Source organism: Microbacterium oxydans, from assembly GCF_026559675.1.
In the GTDB taxonomy this organism is placed as follows: Bacteria; Actinomycetota; Actinomycetes; order Actinomycetales; family Microbacteriaceae; genus Microbacterium; species Microbacterium oxydans_D.
In genome coordinates this window covers 892,756-910,930 of record NZ_CP092891.1, presented here as the reverse complement: position 1 = coordinate 910,930, position 18,175 = coordinate 892,756, and the positions used below count along the sequence as shown (strand labels likewise).

12 protein-coding genes and 3 tRNA genes are annotated in these 18,175 nt (G+C 69.3%); 3 read left to right on the top strand and 12 right to left on the bottom strand.

What is annotated here, in order from left to right:
• The first annotated feature begins 89 nt into the window (after positions 1-89).
• Positions 90-764: a GntR family transcriptional regulator gene (locus MME74_RS04290; protein WP_267417474.1), complete on the top strand. Its 675-nt coding sequence runs from the start codon at positions 90-92 to the stop codon at positions 762-764.
• A gap of 96 nt (positions 765-860) precedes the next feature.
• On the opposite strand, the gene MME74_RS04285 is transcribed toward MME74_RS04290, so the two are convergent.
• From MME74_RS04285 to MME74_RS04250, 8 genes are all read right to left on the bottom strand, one after another.
• A tRNA-Met gene (locus tag MME74_RS04285) sits at positions 861-934 on the bottom strand.
• A gap of 34 nt (positions 935-968) precedes the next feature.
• Positions 969-1,040, bottom strand: a tRNA-Thr gene (locus MME74_RS04280).
• A gap of 68 nt (positions 1,041-1,108) precedes the next feature.
• Positions 1,109-2,206: a M23 family metallopeptidase gene (locus tag MME74_RS04275; RefSeq protein WP_267417473.1), complete on the bottom strand. Its 1,098-nt coding sequence runs from the start codon at positions 2,204-2,206 to the stop codon at positions 1,109-1,111.
• Between the two features lie 330 nt (positions 2,207-2,536).
• Positions 2,537-3,331, bottom strand: coding sequence for an inositol monophosphatase family protein (locus tag MME74_RS04270; RefSeq protein WP_267417472.1), 795 nt, complete (start codon positions 3,329-3,331; stop codon positions 2,537-2,539).
• Positions 3,328-4,317, bottom strand: a complete 990-nt coding sequence (locus tag MME74_RS04265; RefSeq protein WP_267417471.1) for a hypothetical protein — start codon at positions 4,315-4,317, stop codon at positions 3,328-3,330. Before MME74_RS04265 ends, MME74_RS04270 begins: the two co-directional genes overlap by 4 nt.
• A 116-nt stretch (positions 4,318-4,433) precedes the next feature.
• Entirely contained in the window at positions 4,434-5,234 is an 801-nt protein-coding gene (locus tag MME74_RS04260; RefSeq protein ID WP_267417470.1) for an enoyl-CoA hydratase/isomerase family protein, read from the bottom strand.
• 46 nt (positions 5,235-5,280) lie between these two features.
• Positions 5,281-5,772: an FBP domain-containing protein gene (locus MME74_RS04255; protein WP_267417469.1), complete on the bottom strand. Its 492-nt coding sequence runs from the start codon at positions 5,770-5,772 to the stop codon at positions 5,281-5,283.
• 9 nt (positions 5,773-5,781) lie between these two features.
• Entirely contained in the window at positions 5,782-6,681 is a 900-nt protein-coding gene (locus MME74_RS04250) for a bile acid:sodium symporter family protein (protein WP_267417468.1), read from the bottom strand.
• Positions 6,682-6,752: 71 nt separating this feature from the next.
• On the opposite strand from MME74_RS04250, the gene MME74_RS04245 reads away from it, so the two are divergent.
• Positions 6,753-7,271, top strand: a complete 519-nt coding sequence (locus MME74_RS04245) for a DUF2087 domain-containing protein (protein ID WP_267417467.1) — start codon at positions 6,753-6,755, stop codon at positions 7,269-7,271.
• A gap of 12 nt (positions 7,272-7,283) precedes the next feature.
• Here the strand turns inward: MME74_RS04245 and MME74_RS04240 are convergent, their stop codons facing one another.
• Complete coding sequence (locus MME74_RS04240; protein ID WP_267417466.1) at positions 7,284-8,192, bottom strand: LysR family transcriptional regulator; 909 nt, start codon at positions 8,190-8,192, stop codon at positions 7,284-7,286.
• A gap of 76 nt (positions 8,193-8,268) precedes the next feature.
• On the opposite strand from MME74_RS04240, the gene MME74_RS04235 reads away from it, so the two are divergent.
• Positions 8,269-9,105, top strand: a complete 837-nt coding sequence (locus tag MME74_RS04235; RefSeq protein WP_267417465.1) for an aldo/keto reductase — start codon at positions 8,269-8,271, stop codon at positions 9,103-9,105.
• Positions 9,106-9,182: 77 nt separating this feature from the next.
• Here MME74_RS04235 and MME74_RS04230 read toward each other — a convergent pair whose 3' ends face one another.
• The 3 genes from MME74_RS04230 to MME74_RS04220 all read right to left on the bottom strand — a co-directional run bounded on the left by MME74_RS04230 (position 9,183) and on the right by MME74_RS04220 (position 18,098).
• Positions 9,183-9,647 carry a hypothetical protein gene (locus MME74_RS04230; RefSeq protein WP_267417464.1) on the bottom strand — a complete coding sequence of 155 codons (465 nt, stop codon included), beginning with the start codon at positions 9,645-9,647 and terminating at the stop codon, positions 9,183-9,185.
• A 66-nt stretch (positions 9,648-9,713) separates the two neighbouring features.
• Positions 9,714-17,789: a DUF7507 domain-containing protein gene (locus MME74_RS04225; RefSeq protein WP_267417463.1), complete on the bottom strand. Its 8,076-nt coding sequence runs from the start codon at positions 17,787-17,789 to the stop codon at positions 9,714-9,716.
• A gap of 224 nt (positions 17,790-18,013) precedes the next feature.
• A tRNA-Tyr gene (locus MME74_RS04220) sits at positions 18,014-18,098 on the bottom strand.
• Between the last annotated feature and the right edge of the window lie 77 nt (positions 18,099-18,175).

Here is an 18,175-nt window from a genome sequence, read left to right as displayed (position 1 = left end):
GCCTCCAGGGAGAAGTTTTGAAATATCGTATTTGATCTTTCAAAGGATATGATTGCGGGACTCAGCGAGTCTGTCAAGGGAAAGGTCGGATGTCTACACTCGGTCAACTGCCCTCCTTCTCCCCCGGCGCGCGCATGATGCTGGGCGACGAGGTGTACGGGGCGCTTCAGCAGTCGATCCTCGACGGTACGTTCCCGCCGGACGCCCGCATCAATGCCGGCGAACTCGCGCGGCAGTTCGAGGTGTCGCCGACGCCGGTGCGCGAAGCGCTCGCCCGCCTGGAGTCCGATGGGCTCGTCGAGAAGCTCCCCCTCCGCGGATACCGCACGACGGACCTCCTCGATCGCACGCGGCTGACGGAGTTGTTCGAACTGCGTCTCCTACTCGAACCGGGCAGCGCGGCCAGCGCCGCCGCCCGCCGATCCGCGACCGACGTCGACGACCTCGCCCAGGAGGTCGAGGCCGGCCGATCCGCGATCGGGGAAGCGGACGCCTACCGTCTGCTCTCCCGGCACGACGTGCGACTGCACGACCTGGTGTTCCGCTCGGCGCAGAACGAGACGGTCCGCCAGGCGTACGCCCGCACCCACTGCCACCTGCACACGTTCCGCCTGGCCTACACCGGCGCGTATGTCGCCGATACCGTCGACGAGCACGAGGCGATCGTCCGCGCCATCACCGCCGGCGACCCCGACGAGGCGTCCGCGACGATGCGCGCCCACATCGAACGGTCCCGCGACCGGCTCATGCGCGTCGTCGACTGACGCGGCGTCCCAGCGCCATCGGCGAGCTCGCCCTGCCCGGAGCCGCACGACTCCCGGATACGACAAAACCCCCGGAGGTCCGGGGGTTTTCATCTGTAGCAGGAGCGGGGCTTGAACCCGCGACCTCACGATTATGAGTCGTGCGCTCTAACCAGCTGAGCTACCCTGCCGCGAGGCATCCGTCCGCGTGAGAAGAATGCTGCGAGCCCCGAGTCAGGATTGAACTGACGACCCCTTCCTTACCATGGAAGTGCTCTGCCACTGAGCTATCGGGGCGTGCTGCCCCTCGCGGGGCAACCGTACGAGAATACCATCACTGTGGCGTCCTCATGAAATCGAGCCGATCAGTACGACGTGCGACCGGCGTTCTCCTTGAGCCACGGCATCGGGTCGATGGTCGATCCGTTGACGATGAGCTCGAAGTGCATGTGCGCACCGTAGGAACGACCCGTGTTTCCGGTCTTTCCGACGATGGTTCCGACCTTGACGGTGTCGCCGGCCTTGACCTGCAGCGAACCGTACTGCATGTGCGAGTAGTGGCTCGTGATGACCGAACCGTCGATGACGTGATCGATGTACACGGTGACGCCGTAGGCGCCGCCCTGCTCGGTGGCGATGCGCACGGTTCCGTCGGCGATGGCCTGGACGGGTGCGCCGTTACCGGGGACGAAGTCGATGCCCTCGTGCAGACGACCGCTGCGCATGCCGTACCCGTAGCTCATGCCGACGCCGACGAGGAACGGCCACTGGATCGCGGCCTCGGGGTCGTTCGTGAAGATCTCCCCCGAGTAGTTGATGCCCTGCTCGGCGGCGACCTCGACCAGCGACACGGTGCTGAAGTCGTCGGCACGGGCGAGGGACTCGTTCTCGACGCCGGAGGGTGCGACGAAGGCCTGGATCTCGTCGGCGGCCGTCCCCTTGGCGTCGGCTGCACCGGCGGTGACCAGCGACATCGCGGAGGCTGCCTTGCCGCCCTGGACCGCGGCCACAGCCTCGGCGGGAAGCGTCATGGACACCGCGAGGAGGCCGGCGAGGCTCATCACGCCGACGGTCGCACCTACGGCCACGATCTTGCGGATGTTGCGGCGACGACGGGGAGCGACGTGCGTGGGCGCGTCGACCTCGACGGACTCGGCGGCCGGGGCCGTCCGCACGAAAGCGGAGACGGTCGAGACCGATCCCGTGTCGCGGAAGGCGCGGGAGGCGCGCTCGAAGGCATCGACGTCGTCGTCGGCCGGAAGATCTCGTGCGGGCGCGTCGGACGATGCCGCAGCATCGACGGGCTCGGTGATGTCGTGGAAGTCGGATACGTCCGAGACGGCGGGGACCTCCGTGGCCGCTGCGACCTCGATGAGTTCCTCGACGACGTCGGTCTCGGTGGCGACCGGCACGGCCGGGACGTCGGTGACGACCGGCGCCGGGCTCTCAGCGATGAAGGGCACGAGCGGCGCCTCGACGACGGGGGCGTCGGAAGCCTTCCGCTCGCGAGCAGCACGTCGGGAAAGAGGTGCGACCGCGGCGAGGGCCAGAGCGGACTCAGCGGCGGAGATGGGTGCCGTCGTTCCCGCCGCGGGGGCCTCGGAGGCCGCGATGCGGAGTCGGCTGGACCGGCGCGTGGGCGCAGAGGCAGCCTGGGGATTCTCGAAGGGCAAAGCGTTTCTCTCGGTCGTGCGTCAAGCTCGGGGGCGCAAACTCACCTTCCACCTTCGGGTGGGGAAAGTGACGATCGCGTAAAACCCTACCCTGATCAGCCTGGGAATGCCATGGATCGGTCAGTGTTTTGCATCGAGGATCACGCGCAGTCGAGCGTGGACGTCGGGCCCCCCGGCGATCAGCATGGGACGCGGGGAATCGACGTCGATCCTCGAGACGATGCCGCCCGCTTCGGCGACCAGGAGCGCTCCCGCCGCGTGATCCCACGGCTTCAGTCCGCGTTCGAAGTAGCCGTCGAGTCGCCCCGCGGCGACGTACGCCAGATCGAGCGCGGCAGAGCCCATCCGCCGCAGATCGCGGGCCATCGGCATGACGCGCCCCACCGTCGCCAGGTCGCCGTCGTGCGTGGCGGGGTCGTACCCGAAGCCGGTCGCGAGGAGCGCCCCGGCCGGCGTCTCCTCGGTGACCGCGAGGCGGATGCCGTCCGACCACGCCCCGTGTCCTCGGGCCGCGGTGAAGATCTCGCCGAGTGCGGGCGCGTTGACCGCGGCGGCGAGCGCCTCCCAGGACTCGGGATCCGGTTCGCCTCGGACAGCGGCGATGCTCACGTTGTATGCGGGGATCCCGTACGCGTAGTTCACGGTGCCGTCGATGGGATCGACGACCCAGGTGATCCCGCTGGCACCGCCCTCGGCACCCGACTCCTCCCCGAGGAATCCGTCGTCGGCACGCGAGGCGCGCAGTCGCTCGCGGATGAGCGCCTCGACCTCACGGTCGGCCTCCGTCACGATGTCGGCGAGGCTCGACTTGGTCGCCGCGAGGCGCACTCCCTCCTGCCGCCTCGTGCGTGCGAGCTCCCCCGCCTCGCGGGCGATCTCGGCCGCGAGTTCGCCCAGCTCGAGCGCGAGGCTCACGGTGTCGGCTGCTGCGGCGCGGGCGGGGGCGGCGGGAATGCGGGCGGCTCTCCCTGTTGCGGCGCCGGCGGCTGCGGACCGGTCGACGCCACCGGAGGCTCGACGGGAACGACCGGGGGCGCGAACGACTGCGGCGCGGCGGGCTGCGGCGCGATCGGCTGCGGCGCGATCGGGAACGACGAGGCCGGTGCCTGTGCGAGCGCCTGCGGGGGCGGAGTGACCGTGGGGTACCCGGTGTAGTACGCGTTCCAATCCGGCGACCCGTCGTGCAGCGCGGGCAGCGGGCTGATCCCGTCGGCGTACGTCGGCCACGAGGGAGCAGCCGCGGCGGCAGGCGCCCGGGGCTCCTTCTTCTTCGGAGCGAACAGGGCGTTGAGCAACGGGATGAGCGTGGTGCCGACAGCGACGAGGATCGTGAGCGCGACCACGATGCGCCAGTACAGCTCGCCGTAGTGGAAGGTGTTCGGGAAGGCGAGGAAGAACACGAGCATGCCGACGAGGGCGGCCAGGAACGTGATCGTCACGATGTAGATCACGCGCGTGAACGTGGTGACGTACCGCTGTGCGGCCGGCGTGAACAGTCGCACGTGCAGGAGTGCGAGCTGCAGGATGCCGATCACGAGCAGGAGCTGGAAGAAGCGCTCGGCTCCGAAGTAGTAGCCGTCTTCCGGCAGCCAGATCTTCACTGCGCCGACGAGCAGCGCGACGATCCAGCTCACCATGCTCGCCAGCTGCAGCCAGTCGGGGCGGTTGGGCGCCAGGCCGGCCTCCAGGATCGCGATCCCGGCGAAGGCCGCCAGCAGCAGGATGGTGAGGAAGGCCCGTCCGATCAGGCCGTCCTGGTCCCCGATCAGCACCCAGATGACGCACACGAGCGCCGCGGCGATCAGGGCGCCGATGGCGATCCAGAGGGAACCTCGGATCAGCAGCGACATGTTCTTCTTCTCACCCTGCGGCTGCTGCGTGGTGATGTCCGGCTGGGACATGGCGATCCTCTCGTCGAGCGGCGATGCCTTCATACTGCCACGCGTGCCGGACGATCCGACGGCTGTCGCCCGGTGTGGGGAAAGTCGCCGCGCTCCCGTCGAAGAGGCAGGAGAGGTCAGCCGGCCTTCTTGGCGGAGGCTGCGGCGAAGGCCGCGACCCGGGCCTGAGCATCCGGGGTCTCCAGAGCCGCGCCGATCGAGCGCGCCTCCTCACTCAGCTGCTCGACGAAGGTGCGTTCCGGCTGCGCACGCACCAGGCGCTTCGCCTGTCCGTAGGCGTCGGCAGCTCCCGCGAGCCAGAAGCGGGCGATCTCCTCGCCGCGCGCCTTCACGAGTGCGGCCTCCGCGGCGGAATCCTCGCCCTCGACGGCCTCGGCCACGAGGCCCCACTCGACAGCCTCCGCCGACGACAGCAGACGGTCCTGCAGCACCAGCTGGAGCGCGCGGCGCTGACCGACCGCACGCGCGAGCTGCGCCGAGACCGAGAGGTCGGGGGTCAGGCCGATGTTGGCGTACAGGCTGCCCAGCTTGGAGCGCGACCCGACCACGGCGTAGTCGCTGCACAGCAGGATGCCGAGTCCGCCACCCGCCGTCGTCCCGTGCGCCGCGGCGACCACCGGGATCGCGGATTCGGTCAGCGATCGGATGCCGGAGTTGATCACCTCGGCGAGCGCGGTGATCTCCGATCCGGATGCGCCCATGGTCGTCGCCATGTCGATGACGTCGCCGCCCGCGCAGAACGCGGGACCCGATGCGTCGAGGAGGATCGCCTTCACATCGGGCCGCGAGGTCGCCTCGGCGGTCGCATCCTTCCAGGCATGGGCGAGGTCGGCGTTGAACGCGTTGAGACGGGCCGGACGGTTCAGCGTGAGCCGCGCCATCCCCTCTTCGACGGCGAACAGGATGGCATCACTCATGGCTTCTCCTTCGAGCGCAGGACGTGTGGGTCCAGCGTAACCGCGATCAGGAGCCGTCCCACACGCGCGCGACGAACCCTTCCATCCGGCGTCGCGTGCCGTCGAGGCGGAGGTCGGCCTGCCCCGGCGCCCGGACCTCGTTCGGGGCGAGCGGGTGAGCCAGGCGCACGTTCTCGTGGCAGGAGAGGTCCGCGCACATGTACGCCCCGAACGAGTCGCCGCGGCGTCCCGCCTCTCCGGCGCGGCGCGCGGAGAAGAGCGCGATCTGGTTGCCCGGCTGCATGGTGTGACAGATGTCGCACAGCCCCGAGCGCCCGCGGCCGGGCTCCGTGGCACGCAGGACGATGCCGGCCACGCGGTCCTCCTGCTGGATCAGCACGTAGCCGCGGCGGCTCGCGCCCGGGTCCTGCCAGGCGAAGAAGTCGAGGTAGTCCCAGTCGACGAGAAGGAAGTCGTGGGGCATCTCCATGACGTGCAGCTCGTCGGCATCCGCATTGACGAACGATGCCCGGACGTCGGCTTCGGTGAGCGGTCGCATCGCTCCAGTCTATGAAGCCGAGCCCGATGCGGACGCGGGAACCTCCGCGGCCTCCCCCACGGACCGGTCCCGGATCAGGAAGCCGAAGCCGAACGCGATGAAGAACATCAGGACGCCGTAGACGGCTGCGGGGAGGCTCAACTCCACGGACCCGAGGACGGACTGCGCGATGACGATCGCGAGCGTGGCGTTGTGGATGCCGATCTCGAACGAGGTCGCGATCGACTGGCGCTTCCCCACCCGGAGCATCCGCGGAACGAGGAAGCCGACAGCGAGGCTGATCAGGCAGAAGAGCACGGTGATCAGCGCCAGCTGCGTGAAGTTCGCGACCAGGAGACTCCAGTTCGAGGCGACCGCACCCGCGATCACGACGACCAGGATCACGACCGAGGCGATCCGGACCGGCTTGTCCATGCCCGCCGCGAAGGCCGGCCAGAAGCGGCGCACGAGCATGCCGAGCGCCACCGGGAGCAGCACGATCGCGAAGACCTCGAGCGCCTTGGACCACTGCAGGCCCAGTCGATCGTCGAACGGCTCGAAGTAGGCGATCGCGAAGTTGGTGATGATCGGCAGGGTGATCACGGCGATCACCGAGTTCACCGCGGTCAGGGAGATGTTGAGGGCGATGTCGCCGCGGAACAGGTGACTGTACAGATTCGCGGTGGTGCCGCCCGGGGAGGCCGCGAGCATCATCATGCCGACAGCCAGTACCGGCGGAAGCTGGAACGCGAGCACCAGGCCGAAGCAGATGGCCGGCAGCAGGATGAGCTGACAGAGGAGGGCGATGATCACCGCCTTCGGCTGCTTCAGCACCCGCGCGAAGTCGGCGAGGGTGAGGCTGAGCCCGAGGCCCAGCATGATGATGCCCAGAGCGACGGGCAGTCCGATGGTGGTCAACGCTGATCCCATGGGACCCAGTGTGGCGGATGGAGGGCCCCGGTGTCACGGACGTAGCCTGGACCGAAGGAGGGGAGACGCAGATGGAGCACTCGAACCGCTGGCGACCGCTGATCGCGATCCTCGCGAATCCGGAGACCCGACGCATCGCCGCCCGGGTGATGCTGGGAGCCGACCTGGAGACCGCGACGGACGGGCTCTCCCCGTCGAGACGCCGGCGTGCGACCGAGGCCGTGCTGCGGAGTGGTCTGGTCGACCCCGCCACCCGAGCGCTCGCGCCGGACGCCTTCCGCGCGATCCTCGAGTCCGCACCGGTTCCGCGACGGGACGGAATCGAGCGCTTCGTCGACGACGGGCGGATCAGGCAGTACCCGGCGAACCTCGAGGAGCGGGGCGAGCTCCTCGCGTGGGTCGCGCGCGGCGTCTTCGACACCGACGAGGTGCTCACCGAGCGCGAGGTCAACAGCCGGCTGCTCCCCTACTCGGACGACGTCGCCGTGCTCCGCCGCTACCTGGTGGACTATCAGCTCGTCGAGCGCCGTTCCGACGGTTCCGAGTACGCGCTGACGGGCAGCGGCCCGACCGTCGAGACGGACGGGTAGCGACGTCGCGCGTCAGGCCGCGGTGACCACGTCCCGACGTGGCTCGATGTCCTGGAGCAGTTCGAGGAGCAGCACGGCCGGCACGCTGGTCGACTCCTGCGTCGCGGTCACGGCGCTGACGGTCCACTCCGCCGACGCGCTGTTCTTCAGGGTGAGGCGTGAGAGCCCCACCGCCTGAGGCTTGGCGGCGACGTGCTGCGGGACGACCGCGATCCCCATCCCCCGCCCGACGAGTCCGAGCAGCGTGTGCACGTCGCTCACGCTGCACCGCACGCGACGGTTGAGGCCCTTCGCCGTGAACGTCTCGTCGTTCATGGCTCGCACTCCCCACGAGGTGCCGAAGTCCACGAACGTCTCGTTGTCGAGGCTCTCCCAGTCCACGCTTCCCGCACCGGCGAGCGGATGGTCCGGATGGACGAGCAGGACGAGCGGCTCCTGCCCGAGGATCTGCCGGCGCAGCGCTCCGAGGTGGCGGTGGGCAGCGACGAACGCGACGTCGAGCTCGCCGGCGCGCATCGAATCGAGGAGCTGATGCGAGCCCGCCTGCACGAACTCCGTCTCGACCAGCGGGTAGCGGCGGTGGAACCGCTCGAGGAGCGCCGCGGCATCCACGATCCCGAGGCACTGCTCCGCCCCCACGCGCAGGGCCCCCGAGACCGACTGACTCGACTGCACCACGGCGTCGCGCGCGCGGGCCGCCTCCTCCAGCATCGCGCGGGCGTGCGGGATCATCGCGCGCCCGGCGACGGTCGGCTCGACGCGGCGAGTCGTCCGGTCGAACAGCACCGCACCCAGCTCGTTCTCCAGGCTCCGGACGGCGGCGGAGAGCCCTGACTGCGAGACGCCGGACAGCTCGGCGGCGCGGGTGAAGTGCCGCTCATCCGCCAGCGCGACGACGTACTCCATCTGACGCAGTTCCATTGATCGCTCCCAGTTCTGATTGCCATGACTCTCAACTGTTGGACTTCTAAGCCGTAAGGTTCCTAGGCTAAGACACATGACAGTTCCCACCATCACCCTGAACTCTGGCTTCACCATCCCGCAGCTGGGTTTCGGTGTCTTCCTCGTGCCCGCCGATGAGGCCGAGAAGGCCGTCTCCGAGGCTCTCGAGGTCGGCTACCGTCACATCGACACGGCCGCGATCTACAAGAACGAGGAAGGGGTCGGCGCCGCGATCGCGAAGAGCGGGATCCCGCGCGACGAGCTCTTCATCACCACCAAGCTCTGGAACGACCGTCAGTCCGGCGAGCAGCCGCACGACGCCATCCGCGAGAGCCTCGACAAGCTCGGCCTCGACTTCGTCGACCTGTACCTGACGCACTGGCCCACCCCCGAGAAGAACACGTTCGTCAACGCCTGGACGAAGCTCATCGAGATCCGCGACGCCGGCCTCTCGCGCTCCATCGGCGTCTCGAACCACCTGCCCGAACACCTCGACCGCCTCGTCGCCGAGACCGGCATCGTCCCCGCCGTCGACCAGATCGAGCTGCACCCGGCCTACCAGCAGCGCGATGTGCTCGCGTGGGGTGCCGACAAGGGCATGAAGATCGAGTCGTGGGGCCCCCTCGGCCAGGGCAAGTACCCGCTGTTCGAGAACCCCGCCGTCGTCGCGGCCGCCGAGGCGCACGGCGTCACCCCGGCGCAGGCCGTCATCCGCTGGCACCTGCAGAAGGGGATCATCGTGTTCCCGAAGTCGACCCGCAAGGAGCGCATGGTCGAGAACTTCGACGTGTTCGGCTTCGAGCTGACCGACGCCGAGATCGCCGCCATCGACGCCCTCGACCCGCTCGACGGCTCGGGCCGCGTCGGCACGCACCCGCTCGAGTTCAACTGATCGAGCAGCACCACCGCTGAACCAGAAGGGCGGATGCCGGGTGAACTCCCGGCATCCGCCCTTCTCGCGTCATCCCCTCACCCCACGGCACGGAGAGCGCAGAGAGTCTCGTCCGGGGCGGTGAACTCTGCGGCGACGGACCAGGTCGCCTCGGCGCCCGCGGCGACGTCGACGCTCTTCTGTCCGGTGCCGACGACGGTCGCGGCGGCGCTCGTGAAGAAGACCGTCACGACGTAGGAGGCATCCGCGTCGGTCGGGTTCCGCACGGTCCCCTCCGCGGCCCACCCGTCGTTTGTCGCGGTGCAGGAGGTGATCTGCGTGCTGGCCCGAGCCTCCGGGGAGTCGGGGATGTCCGTCGGCAACGACGTCTCCCCGACCACACCCGCCTTCTCCCCCGGGAGCTGGACGCCGGCGGCGACGGATGCCGACGGGCTGGGGTCGGGGCGGACGGGCGCGGGCGTGCACCCGACGGTGAGGAAGGCGGCGCCGAGGATGACGGCCGTCATCCCGACCGCTGTCACCCCTCTTCGGACTGGTGCCATGACAACAACCTTTCGTGCGGGAGCGCCTCTGCGGCGGGCACGGTCAGCGCCCACCGCAGAGATGCTCTAGTTCTGGGACAGGCGGCGTCGCCGGGCGACCGGGATGACCGCCGCGCCGAAGAGCAGGAGCAGCCCTCCCAGCAGCAGACCGGTCGACAGCGCACCGCCGGTGCCGGCGAGAGCGGGCGGAGGCGTCGGAGAGATCGCCGTCGTCGCCCGCGAGGACGGCGGATCCACCGGATCACCGGTGGGGCTGTCCCCCGTCACCGTCGCCACGTTCCGCACCTCTCCACGACGGACGTCGCCGGCCGTGATCGTGTGCGCGGGGACCGTACAGGTCATCTGCGCGCCCGAGCCGAGTGCGGTGGACGGACAGGTGACGGCGCCGGCGGTGGGATCGGACACCACGATGTCGCTGATCGTCTGCGCTCCCGTGTTCCTCACGACGATCGTCCACTCGACACGGTCGCCGAGGTCGACGACGCCGTCGTGGTTCACGTCGACGCTCGTCGCGCGCTTCTCGATGGACAGGGAGTCCGTGCCGTCGAACGGCACCTCCACGGTCGAGGGCGGCGAGACGGGCGGCTCTCCGGACGGCGGAGTGCCGGTCGCGGTCGCGGTGTTCGTCAGCAGCCCCGCGTCGACATCCGCCTGCGTCGTGGTGTAGTCGGCGGTGCAGGTGACGGTCTGGCCGGGCAGCATGCTCTCCGTCGCCACCGGGCACGCGATCATCGACAGCTCCCCCTCGCCGGAGAAGTCGGTGTCCTCGACGGTGACGTCGCCGAGAGTGACGTTGCCCGTGTTCGTGACCACGAACGAGTAGGTGAGCACCTGCCCCACGGACGTCATCGTCGCGGGCGTCGCGGACTTCACGACGCTGATCGCGGGAGCCGGCAGCACGGGAACCTGCGTCTCGGACGGCGGTGAGACGGGCGGCTCGAGGTCCCCGGGCGGGGTGCCCGTCGCCGTCGCCGAGTTCGTCACCTCCCCCGCATCGACGTCCTCCTGGGTGAGGACGTACGTCGCCGTGCAGGTCACCTGCGCGCTCGGCGCCAGGGAGGCGGCGCCGTCCGGACACTCGATCGCGGACATGTCGCCCGTCCCGGAGAAGTCGCCTTCGGTCACGGTGATGTCCGCGAGGGTGACGTTGCCCGTGTTGCTGACGACGAAGGAGTAGGTGATCTCCTGGCCGACCTGATAGGCGTCCGGAGTGTTGGGGCTCGCCGACTTCACCACCGTGATCGCCGGGGTGGCCGTCGCCGGAACCTCGACGGTGGACGGCGGGGACACCGGGGGCTCACCCGTGGGCGGTGTCCCGGTCGCGGTGGCGGTGTTCGTCACCCCGCCGGCGTCCATGTCGGCCTGGGTCACGACATAGGTCGCCTCACAGGTCACCGATGCCTCCGGCGCCAGCGACGCCGCCTCGTCCGGGCACTCGATGACGGGTGCCGTCCCGGTGCCGGTGAAGGCCGTCTCTGTGACGGCGACGTCGGCGAGCGTCACGTTGCCGGTGTTGGTGGCCAGGAACGCATACGTGACGGTCTGTCCCGCTGCGGTGATCTCGACCACATCGGCCGTCTTGACGATGGTGATCGCCGGGGCGGACGTGGACGGGACCTCGACGGTCGTCGGCGGAGACACGGGCGGCTCCCCCGTCGGCGGGGTGCCGGTGCCGGTGGCGGTGTTCGTCACACCACCCCCGTCGATGTCAGCCTGGGTCACGACGTAGGTCGCCTCGCACGTGATGGAGGCACCCGGCGTCAACGACGCCGCCTCGTCCGGACACTCGATCACGGGCGCGATGCCGGTACCGGTGAAGTCCGTCTCCGTCACCACGATGTCGGTGAGCGTGACGTTGCCGCTGTTCGTCGCCAGGAACGAGTAGGTGATCGTCTGCCCGGCAGCGGTCAGCTCCGTGAGATCCGCCGACTTCACCACGGTGAGCGCCGGGGCCGACGTGGCCGGGACCTCGACGGTGGACGGCGGAGACACGGGTGGCTCCCCCGACGGCGGGGTGCCGGTGCCGGTGGCGGTGTTCGTCACACCACCCCCGTCGATGTCCGCCTGCGTGACGACGTAGGTCGCCTCGCACGTGACCGATGCGTCCGGTGCCAGTGACGCGGCCTCGTCCGGGCACTCGACCACAGGCGCGGTTCCGGAACCGGTGAAGTCCGTGTCCGTGACGGTGACATCCGTCAGGGTCACGTTGCCGGTGTTCGTCGCGAGGAACGAATACGTGATCGTCTGCCCGGCAGCGGTGATCTCGATGAGGTCGGCCGACTTCACGACGGTGATCCCGGGGGTGCTGGGGACCGTGACGATCGCGGTCGACGGCGGAGACACCGGCGGCTCGAGATCCCCGGGAGGAGTGCCGGTCGCGGTCGCCGTGTTGGTGACCTGTCCGGCATCGACATCAGCCTGAGTCGCGGTGTAAGACGCCTCACACGTCACCGACGCCCCTGGCGCCAGCGACGAGGCCTCGTCCGGGCACGCGATCACAGGCGCGGTCCCCATACCGGTGAAGTCCGTGTCCGCGACGACGATTTCCGTCAGTGTCACGTTGCCGGTGTTCGTGACCAGGAACCCATACGAGACCGTGTCACCAGCCGCATCGATCGACGTCGGATCCGCAGACTTCACCACGGTGATCGCCGGCGCGCCGGTCGCAGGAACCTCGACCGTCGAAGGCGGAGACACCGGGGGCTCGCCCGTGGGCGGTGTGCCGGTCGCGGTCGCGGTGTTCGTCACACCACCCGCATCGATATCGGCCTGCGTCACGACATACGTCGCCTCGCACGTCACCGATGCGTCCGGCGCCAACGACGCCGCCTCGTCCGGACACTCGATCACCGGAGCCGTGCCCGTGCCGGTGAACTCCGTCTCCGTGACGGCGACGTCGGCGACCGAGACGTTGCCAGTGTTCGTCACGAGGAACGCATAGGTGACCGTCTGGCCTGCAGCCGTGATCTCCGTCAGATCCGCCGACTTCACCACGGTCAACGCCGGAGCGGATGCGGACGGGACCTCGACGGTCGTCGGCGGAGACACGGGCGGCTCCCCCGTGGGCGGAGTGCCGGTTCCGGTGGCCGTGTTCGTCACCCCGCCGGCATCGATATCGGCCTGCGTCACGACGTACGTCGCCTCGCAGGTCACCGATGCATCCGGCGCCAGCGATGCCGCTGCGGCCGGACAGTCGACGACCGGCGCGGTTCCGGTGCCGGTGAACGCCGTCTCGGTCACCTCGACATCGGTCAGCGTCACGTTGCCGGTGTTCGTGGCGAGGAAGGAATAGGTGATCGTCTGCCCCGCGGCCGTGAGCTCGGTGAGGTCCGCCGATTTGATCACGGTGAGTGCGGGGACGGCGTCCGAGGGGACTTCGACGGTCGACGGCGGCGACACCGGCGGCTCCCCGGTGGGCGGAGTGCCCGTGCCGGTGGCCGTGTTCGTCACACCACCCGCATCGATGTCGGCCTGGGTCACGACATAGGTCGCCTCGCAGGTGATCGACGTGTCCGGAGCCAGCGAAGCCGCCTCGTCCGGGCACTCGATCACAGGCGCGGTTCCGGTGCCCGTGAAGTCCGCGTCGGTGACGGTCACATCCGCGAGCGTCACGTTGCCGGTGTTCGTCGCGAGGAAGGAGTAGGTGATCGTCTGCCCCGCGGCCGTGATCTCCGTCAGGTCCGCGGACTTCACCACGGTCATCGCCGGAGCGGACGTGGAAGGCACCTCGACCGTCGACGGCGGCGACACAGGCGGCTCCCCCGTGGGCGGAGTGCCGGTGCCGGTCGCGGTGTTCGTCACACCGCCGGCATCGATGTCCGCCTGGGTCACGACATAGGTCGCCTCGCAGGTGATCGACGTGTCCGGAGCCAGCGAAGCCGCCTCGTCCGGGCACTCGATCGCCGGAGCCGACCCTGTGCCCGTGAACGCCGTCTCCGTGACGGTGACATCGGTCAGCGTCACGTTTCCGGTGTTCGTCGCCAGGAAGGAATAGGTGATCGTCTGCCCCGCGGCCGTGATCTCCGTCAGGTCCGCGGCCTTCACCACGGTCATCGCCGGGGCGGACGTGGAAGGCACCTCGACCGTCGACGGCGGAGACACGGGCGGCTCACCCGTGGGCGGAGTGCCGGTGCCGGTGGCCGTGTTCGTCACACCGCCGGCATCGATGTCCGCCTGCGTCACGACATAGGTCGCCTCGCACGTCACCGACGCACCCGGCACCAGCAGTGCCGCTTCGTCCGGACAGTCGATGACCGGAGCCGACCCTGTGCCCGTGAACGCCGCCTCCGTCACCTCGACATCGGTGAGCGTCACGTTGCCGCTGTTCGTCGCGAGGAACGAGTAGGCGATGGTCTGTCCTGCGGCAGTGATCTCGGTGAGGTCCGCCGACTTCACCACGGTGAGGGCCGGGGCCGGATCACCGGGGATCTCCACCGTGGAGGGCGGGGACACGGGCGGCTCGAGGTCTCCGGGCGGTGTCCCGGTCGCGGTCGCCGTGTTCGTGAGCTGCCCGGCATCCACGTCGGCCTGGGTGAGGGTGTAGACCGCGGTGCAGATGACCTGCGCGTCGGGCGCGAGCGATGCGATCTCCGCCGGGCACTCGATGACCGGCGCCGGCCCGGATCCGGTGAACGCCGTCTCCGTCACCTCCATATCGGTGAGCGTGACGTTGCCTGTGTTCGTGACCACGAACGTGTAGGTGATCTCCTGACCGACGTCGTAGTCGGCCGCGGTGTTCGGGTCGGCGGACTTCACCACGGTCACACCGGGTGTCTGCACGGCGGGGACCTCGACGGTCGACGGCGGAGACACCGGAGGCTCGAGGTCTCCCGGCGGGATGCCGGTGCCCGTGGCCGTGTTGGTCACACCACCCGCGTCGATGTCCGCCTGGGTCACGACGTACGTCGCCTCGCACGTGACCGATGCGTCCGGTGCCAGCGACGCGGCCTCGTCCGGGCACTCGACCACAGGCGCGGTGCCCGTACCCGTGAAGTCCGTGTCCGTGACCGTGACATCCGTCAGCGTCACGTTGCCGGTGTTCGTCGCGAGGAACGAATACGTGATCGTCTGCCCGGTTGCGGTCAGCTCCGTGAGGTCGGCCGACTTCACGACGGTGATCCCCGGCGTGCTGGGAACCGTGACGATCGCGGTCGACGGCGGAGACACCGGCGGCTCGAGCCCACCAGGAGGAGTGCCGGTCGCGGTCGCCGTGTTGGTGACCTGTCCGGCATCGACATCAGCCTGAGTCGCGGTGTAAGACGCCTCGCACGTCACCGACGCACCCGGCGCCAGCGATGCCGCGCCGGCCGGACACTCGATCGCGAGCGGCGTGCCGGTGCCGGTGAACGCCGTCTCCGTCACGGCGACATCGGCCAGTGTCACGTTGCCGGTGTTCGTGACCAGGAACGCGTACGCGACCGTGTCACCGACCGCATCGATCGACGTCGGATCCGCAGACTTCACCACCGTGATCGCCGGTGTGGAGTCCGCAGGGAGTTCGACGGTCGACGGCGGGGACACCGGCGGCTCGAGGTCGCCCGGAGGCGTGCCGGTCGCCGTGGCGGTGTTCGTCACACCACCGGCATCCAGATCCGCCTGCGTCACGACATACGTCGCCTCGCACGTCACCGACGCACCTGGAGCGAGCGAGGCCGCACCGTCCGGACAGTCGATGACCGGAGCCGTGCCCGTACCCGTGAAGTCGGACTCCGCGACCTCCACGTCGGTGAGGGTCACGTTGCCGGTGTTGGTCGCCAGGAACGAGTAGGTGACCGTCTGTCCGGCAGCCGTGAGCTCGGTCACGTCGGCGGTCTTCGCGACGGTGATCGCCGGGGCCGGAATCACCGGGATCTCGACGGTGGACGGCGGGGCGACGGGCGGCTCGCCGGTGGGCGGTGTGCCGGTCGCGGTCGCCGTGTTCGTGAGAGCGGCCGTCGTGTAGTCGGCGGCGGTGACGGTGTAGTCCGCCGTGCACGTCACCTGCGCACCGGGTGCGAGCGATGCCGCGCCGCGCGGGCAGTCGACGATGAGAGGGCCGGAGCCGCTGAAGTCGGCGTCGTCGACGGCGACGTCGGTGAAGGTGACGTTGCCGGTGTTGGTGACCAGGAACGAGTACGCGATCGCCTGACCGGCAGCGGTGATCTCCGTCGTGTCGGCCGTCTTCTCGATCGTGATGGCCGGAGCGGACTCGGCGGGGACGGTCACCGTCGACGGCGGCGAGACCGGAGGGGTGAGCGAACCCGGGGGTACGCCGGTCGCCGTGGCCGTGTTCGTCACCGACCCGCTGTCGATATCCGCCTGCGTGAGCGTGTATGTGGCCGTACAGGTCGCCTGGCCGCCCGGTGCCAGGGGCGTCGTCGGGCATACCGCGGCGCTGATCGCGCCCGAGCCGTCGAACGCGGTCTCCGCGATGGCGAGGCCCGTCACGGTCACGTTTCCGGTGTTCGTGACGACGAAGGAGTAGTCGATGACCTGGCCGACGGTGAAGTCATCCGGACCGGAGGGGGTCGCGGACTTGACCACAGTCAGGGATGTCGCCCGCGTGGCGGTGACGACCGCCGTCCCGGGCGAGCTCTGCACCGGCGTGTTCGCCGCCGAGGTCCCCGTCGCGATCGCGGTGTTCGTGATCGATCCGGCGTCGAAGTCGGCTTGAGACGTCGTGTAGGTCGCCGAACAGGTCGTACTCTGTCCGACGTCGAGAGCCGTCGCCAGACACGTGATGGGCCCCACGGCGCCGGTGCCGGTGAACGCGGTCTCGGTGATCCCGATGTTCGAGACGGCGACGTTGCCGGTGTTGGCGATCGCGAACGTGTAGGTGACGTCCTGCCCCGCCGCAGTCACCGTGGTCGGTGTGACGGTCTTCACCAGGGACAGTGCCGGTTGTGCGGCGGTGATGGTGAGGGCGTAGTCCTCCACCTCTCCCGGCGCGATCACGCCGGTCGGCGTCGACGTCGTCAGTCCCGTCCCGCTGGCGATGCGGAACCGGGCGAATGTCTGGCCGGCGACGGTGCGCGCGGCCAGCCCTGTCCAGTTCAGCGTCACCGACGCGCCGTCCGCGGTTCCGGCTGGCACCGCGACGGATGCTCCCTCGTTCGCGTCGAAGACCCCGTTGCGGTTGAAGTCGATCCAGCCCACGAGGGTCGCCGGAACACCCGCGACCTTGTTCGAGGTGAGCACGGACACCGAGTAGGTGCCGGTGACACCGGCCATGATCGGACCGAAGGATGCCACGCCGTTCTCGTCGTCGATGAACTGGTTCGGCGCTGTGCCGCCGACCTGGTCGTCGCCGGTCGCGGCGGCGCTGTACTGCATGGCCGTCTCGGGATCGGCCGACCACCCCAGGTACGTGGCGCCGTTGAGCTCGTGAGAGGCCGAACCGTAGGTGGCCGGTGCATCGCCGAAGTCGTCCGGGATCGTCGCACAGGACGGAGTGAACCCGTCGAAGCCCTCGCCGCCGCCCTGCGCTCGGTAGCCGCGGACGAGGATGTCGCTGGTGCCGGTCGTGCCCCCGGGGCCGCACTGCGCGGTCGGGGTCTGCAGTCCGCCGGTGGTGTTGAAGTTCTGGCCGATCGTCAGCACGGTCGGCGTCGCGGCGAGGTTGACCCGCAACGCCCCGGTCGCGTCGAACGTCATCGGCCGGCACGTGATCTGCACCGATGACGGCCACCGGAACCCGCCGTCGCCCACGAACGTCGTGCCGGTGATCCGATGCACGAAGGTGTTCGCGGGGCAGACTCCGGTCTGCACGTTTCCTCGACTCTCATCCCAGACCGGACCGGTGATCCACGTCGGGTTGACCGTCCCGCTGATCACCCCGGCGTTGCTCACCGCGAGAGTGGCGCACTGGATGCTGACGCGCACGAGGATCGAGTTCGCACTGGTCGGCGCGACGTTCTGACGGTTCTCGGTCTGCACACCGGTGAGCACCGAGTTCGAGGGGCACTCCGTCGGCCCGACGAGATCCTTGTTCGATCCGATGGTCGCGCCCGCCGTCGAGGGTGCCAGGTAGACCGCAGCCGCGTCGCCCGGCGCGGCGACCGCGGGGCCGGCGGGGACGACGATGGTCGCGAGGACCAGCGTCAGCAGGGCCGTGATCGCCCAAGGCTTGCGCTGACCGGAGCTGCGCCTCAGGCGAGACAGCAACGTGCGACGTGTGCGAACGTGGCGGGTCGGGCGACCGGAAAAAGGCGCGCGGGACGGGAGCTGCATGAGCATACCCTTCGGTAATGCCCCGGGCTAACCCGCCATCAACCTGAGACTTCGCTCACAGTATACGATGAATCGCCTGTTCAACAGTCCCACTCGCGCCGTACGGATCCGGCCACATCGCGGAGACGAAAACGCCCCCGACAACGGGGGCGTTTCACTGGTGGCGAGTGAGGGATTCGAACCCCCGAATGCAGAGCAGTCTGATTTACAGTCAGATCCCTTTGGCCGCTTGGGTAACTCGCCAGAGCGCACCCGTCCGACTTGAACAGCCAACCGGGGGCACGAGAAATCATCATACCCGCCAGAGCCGGGCGGGTGAA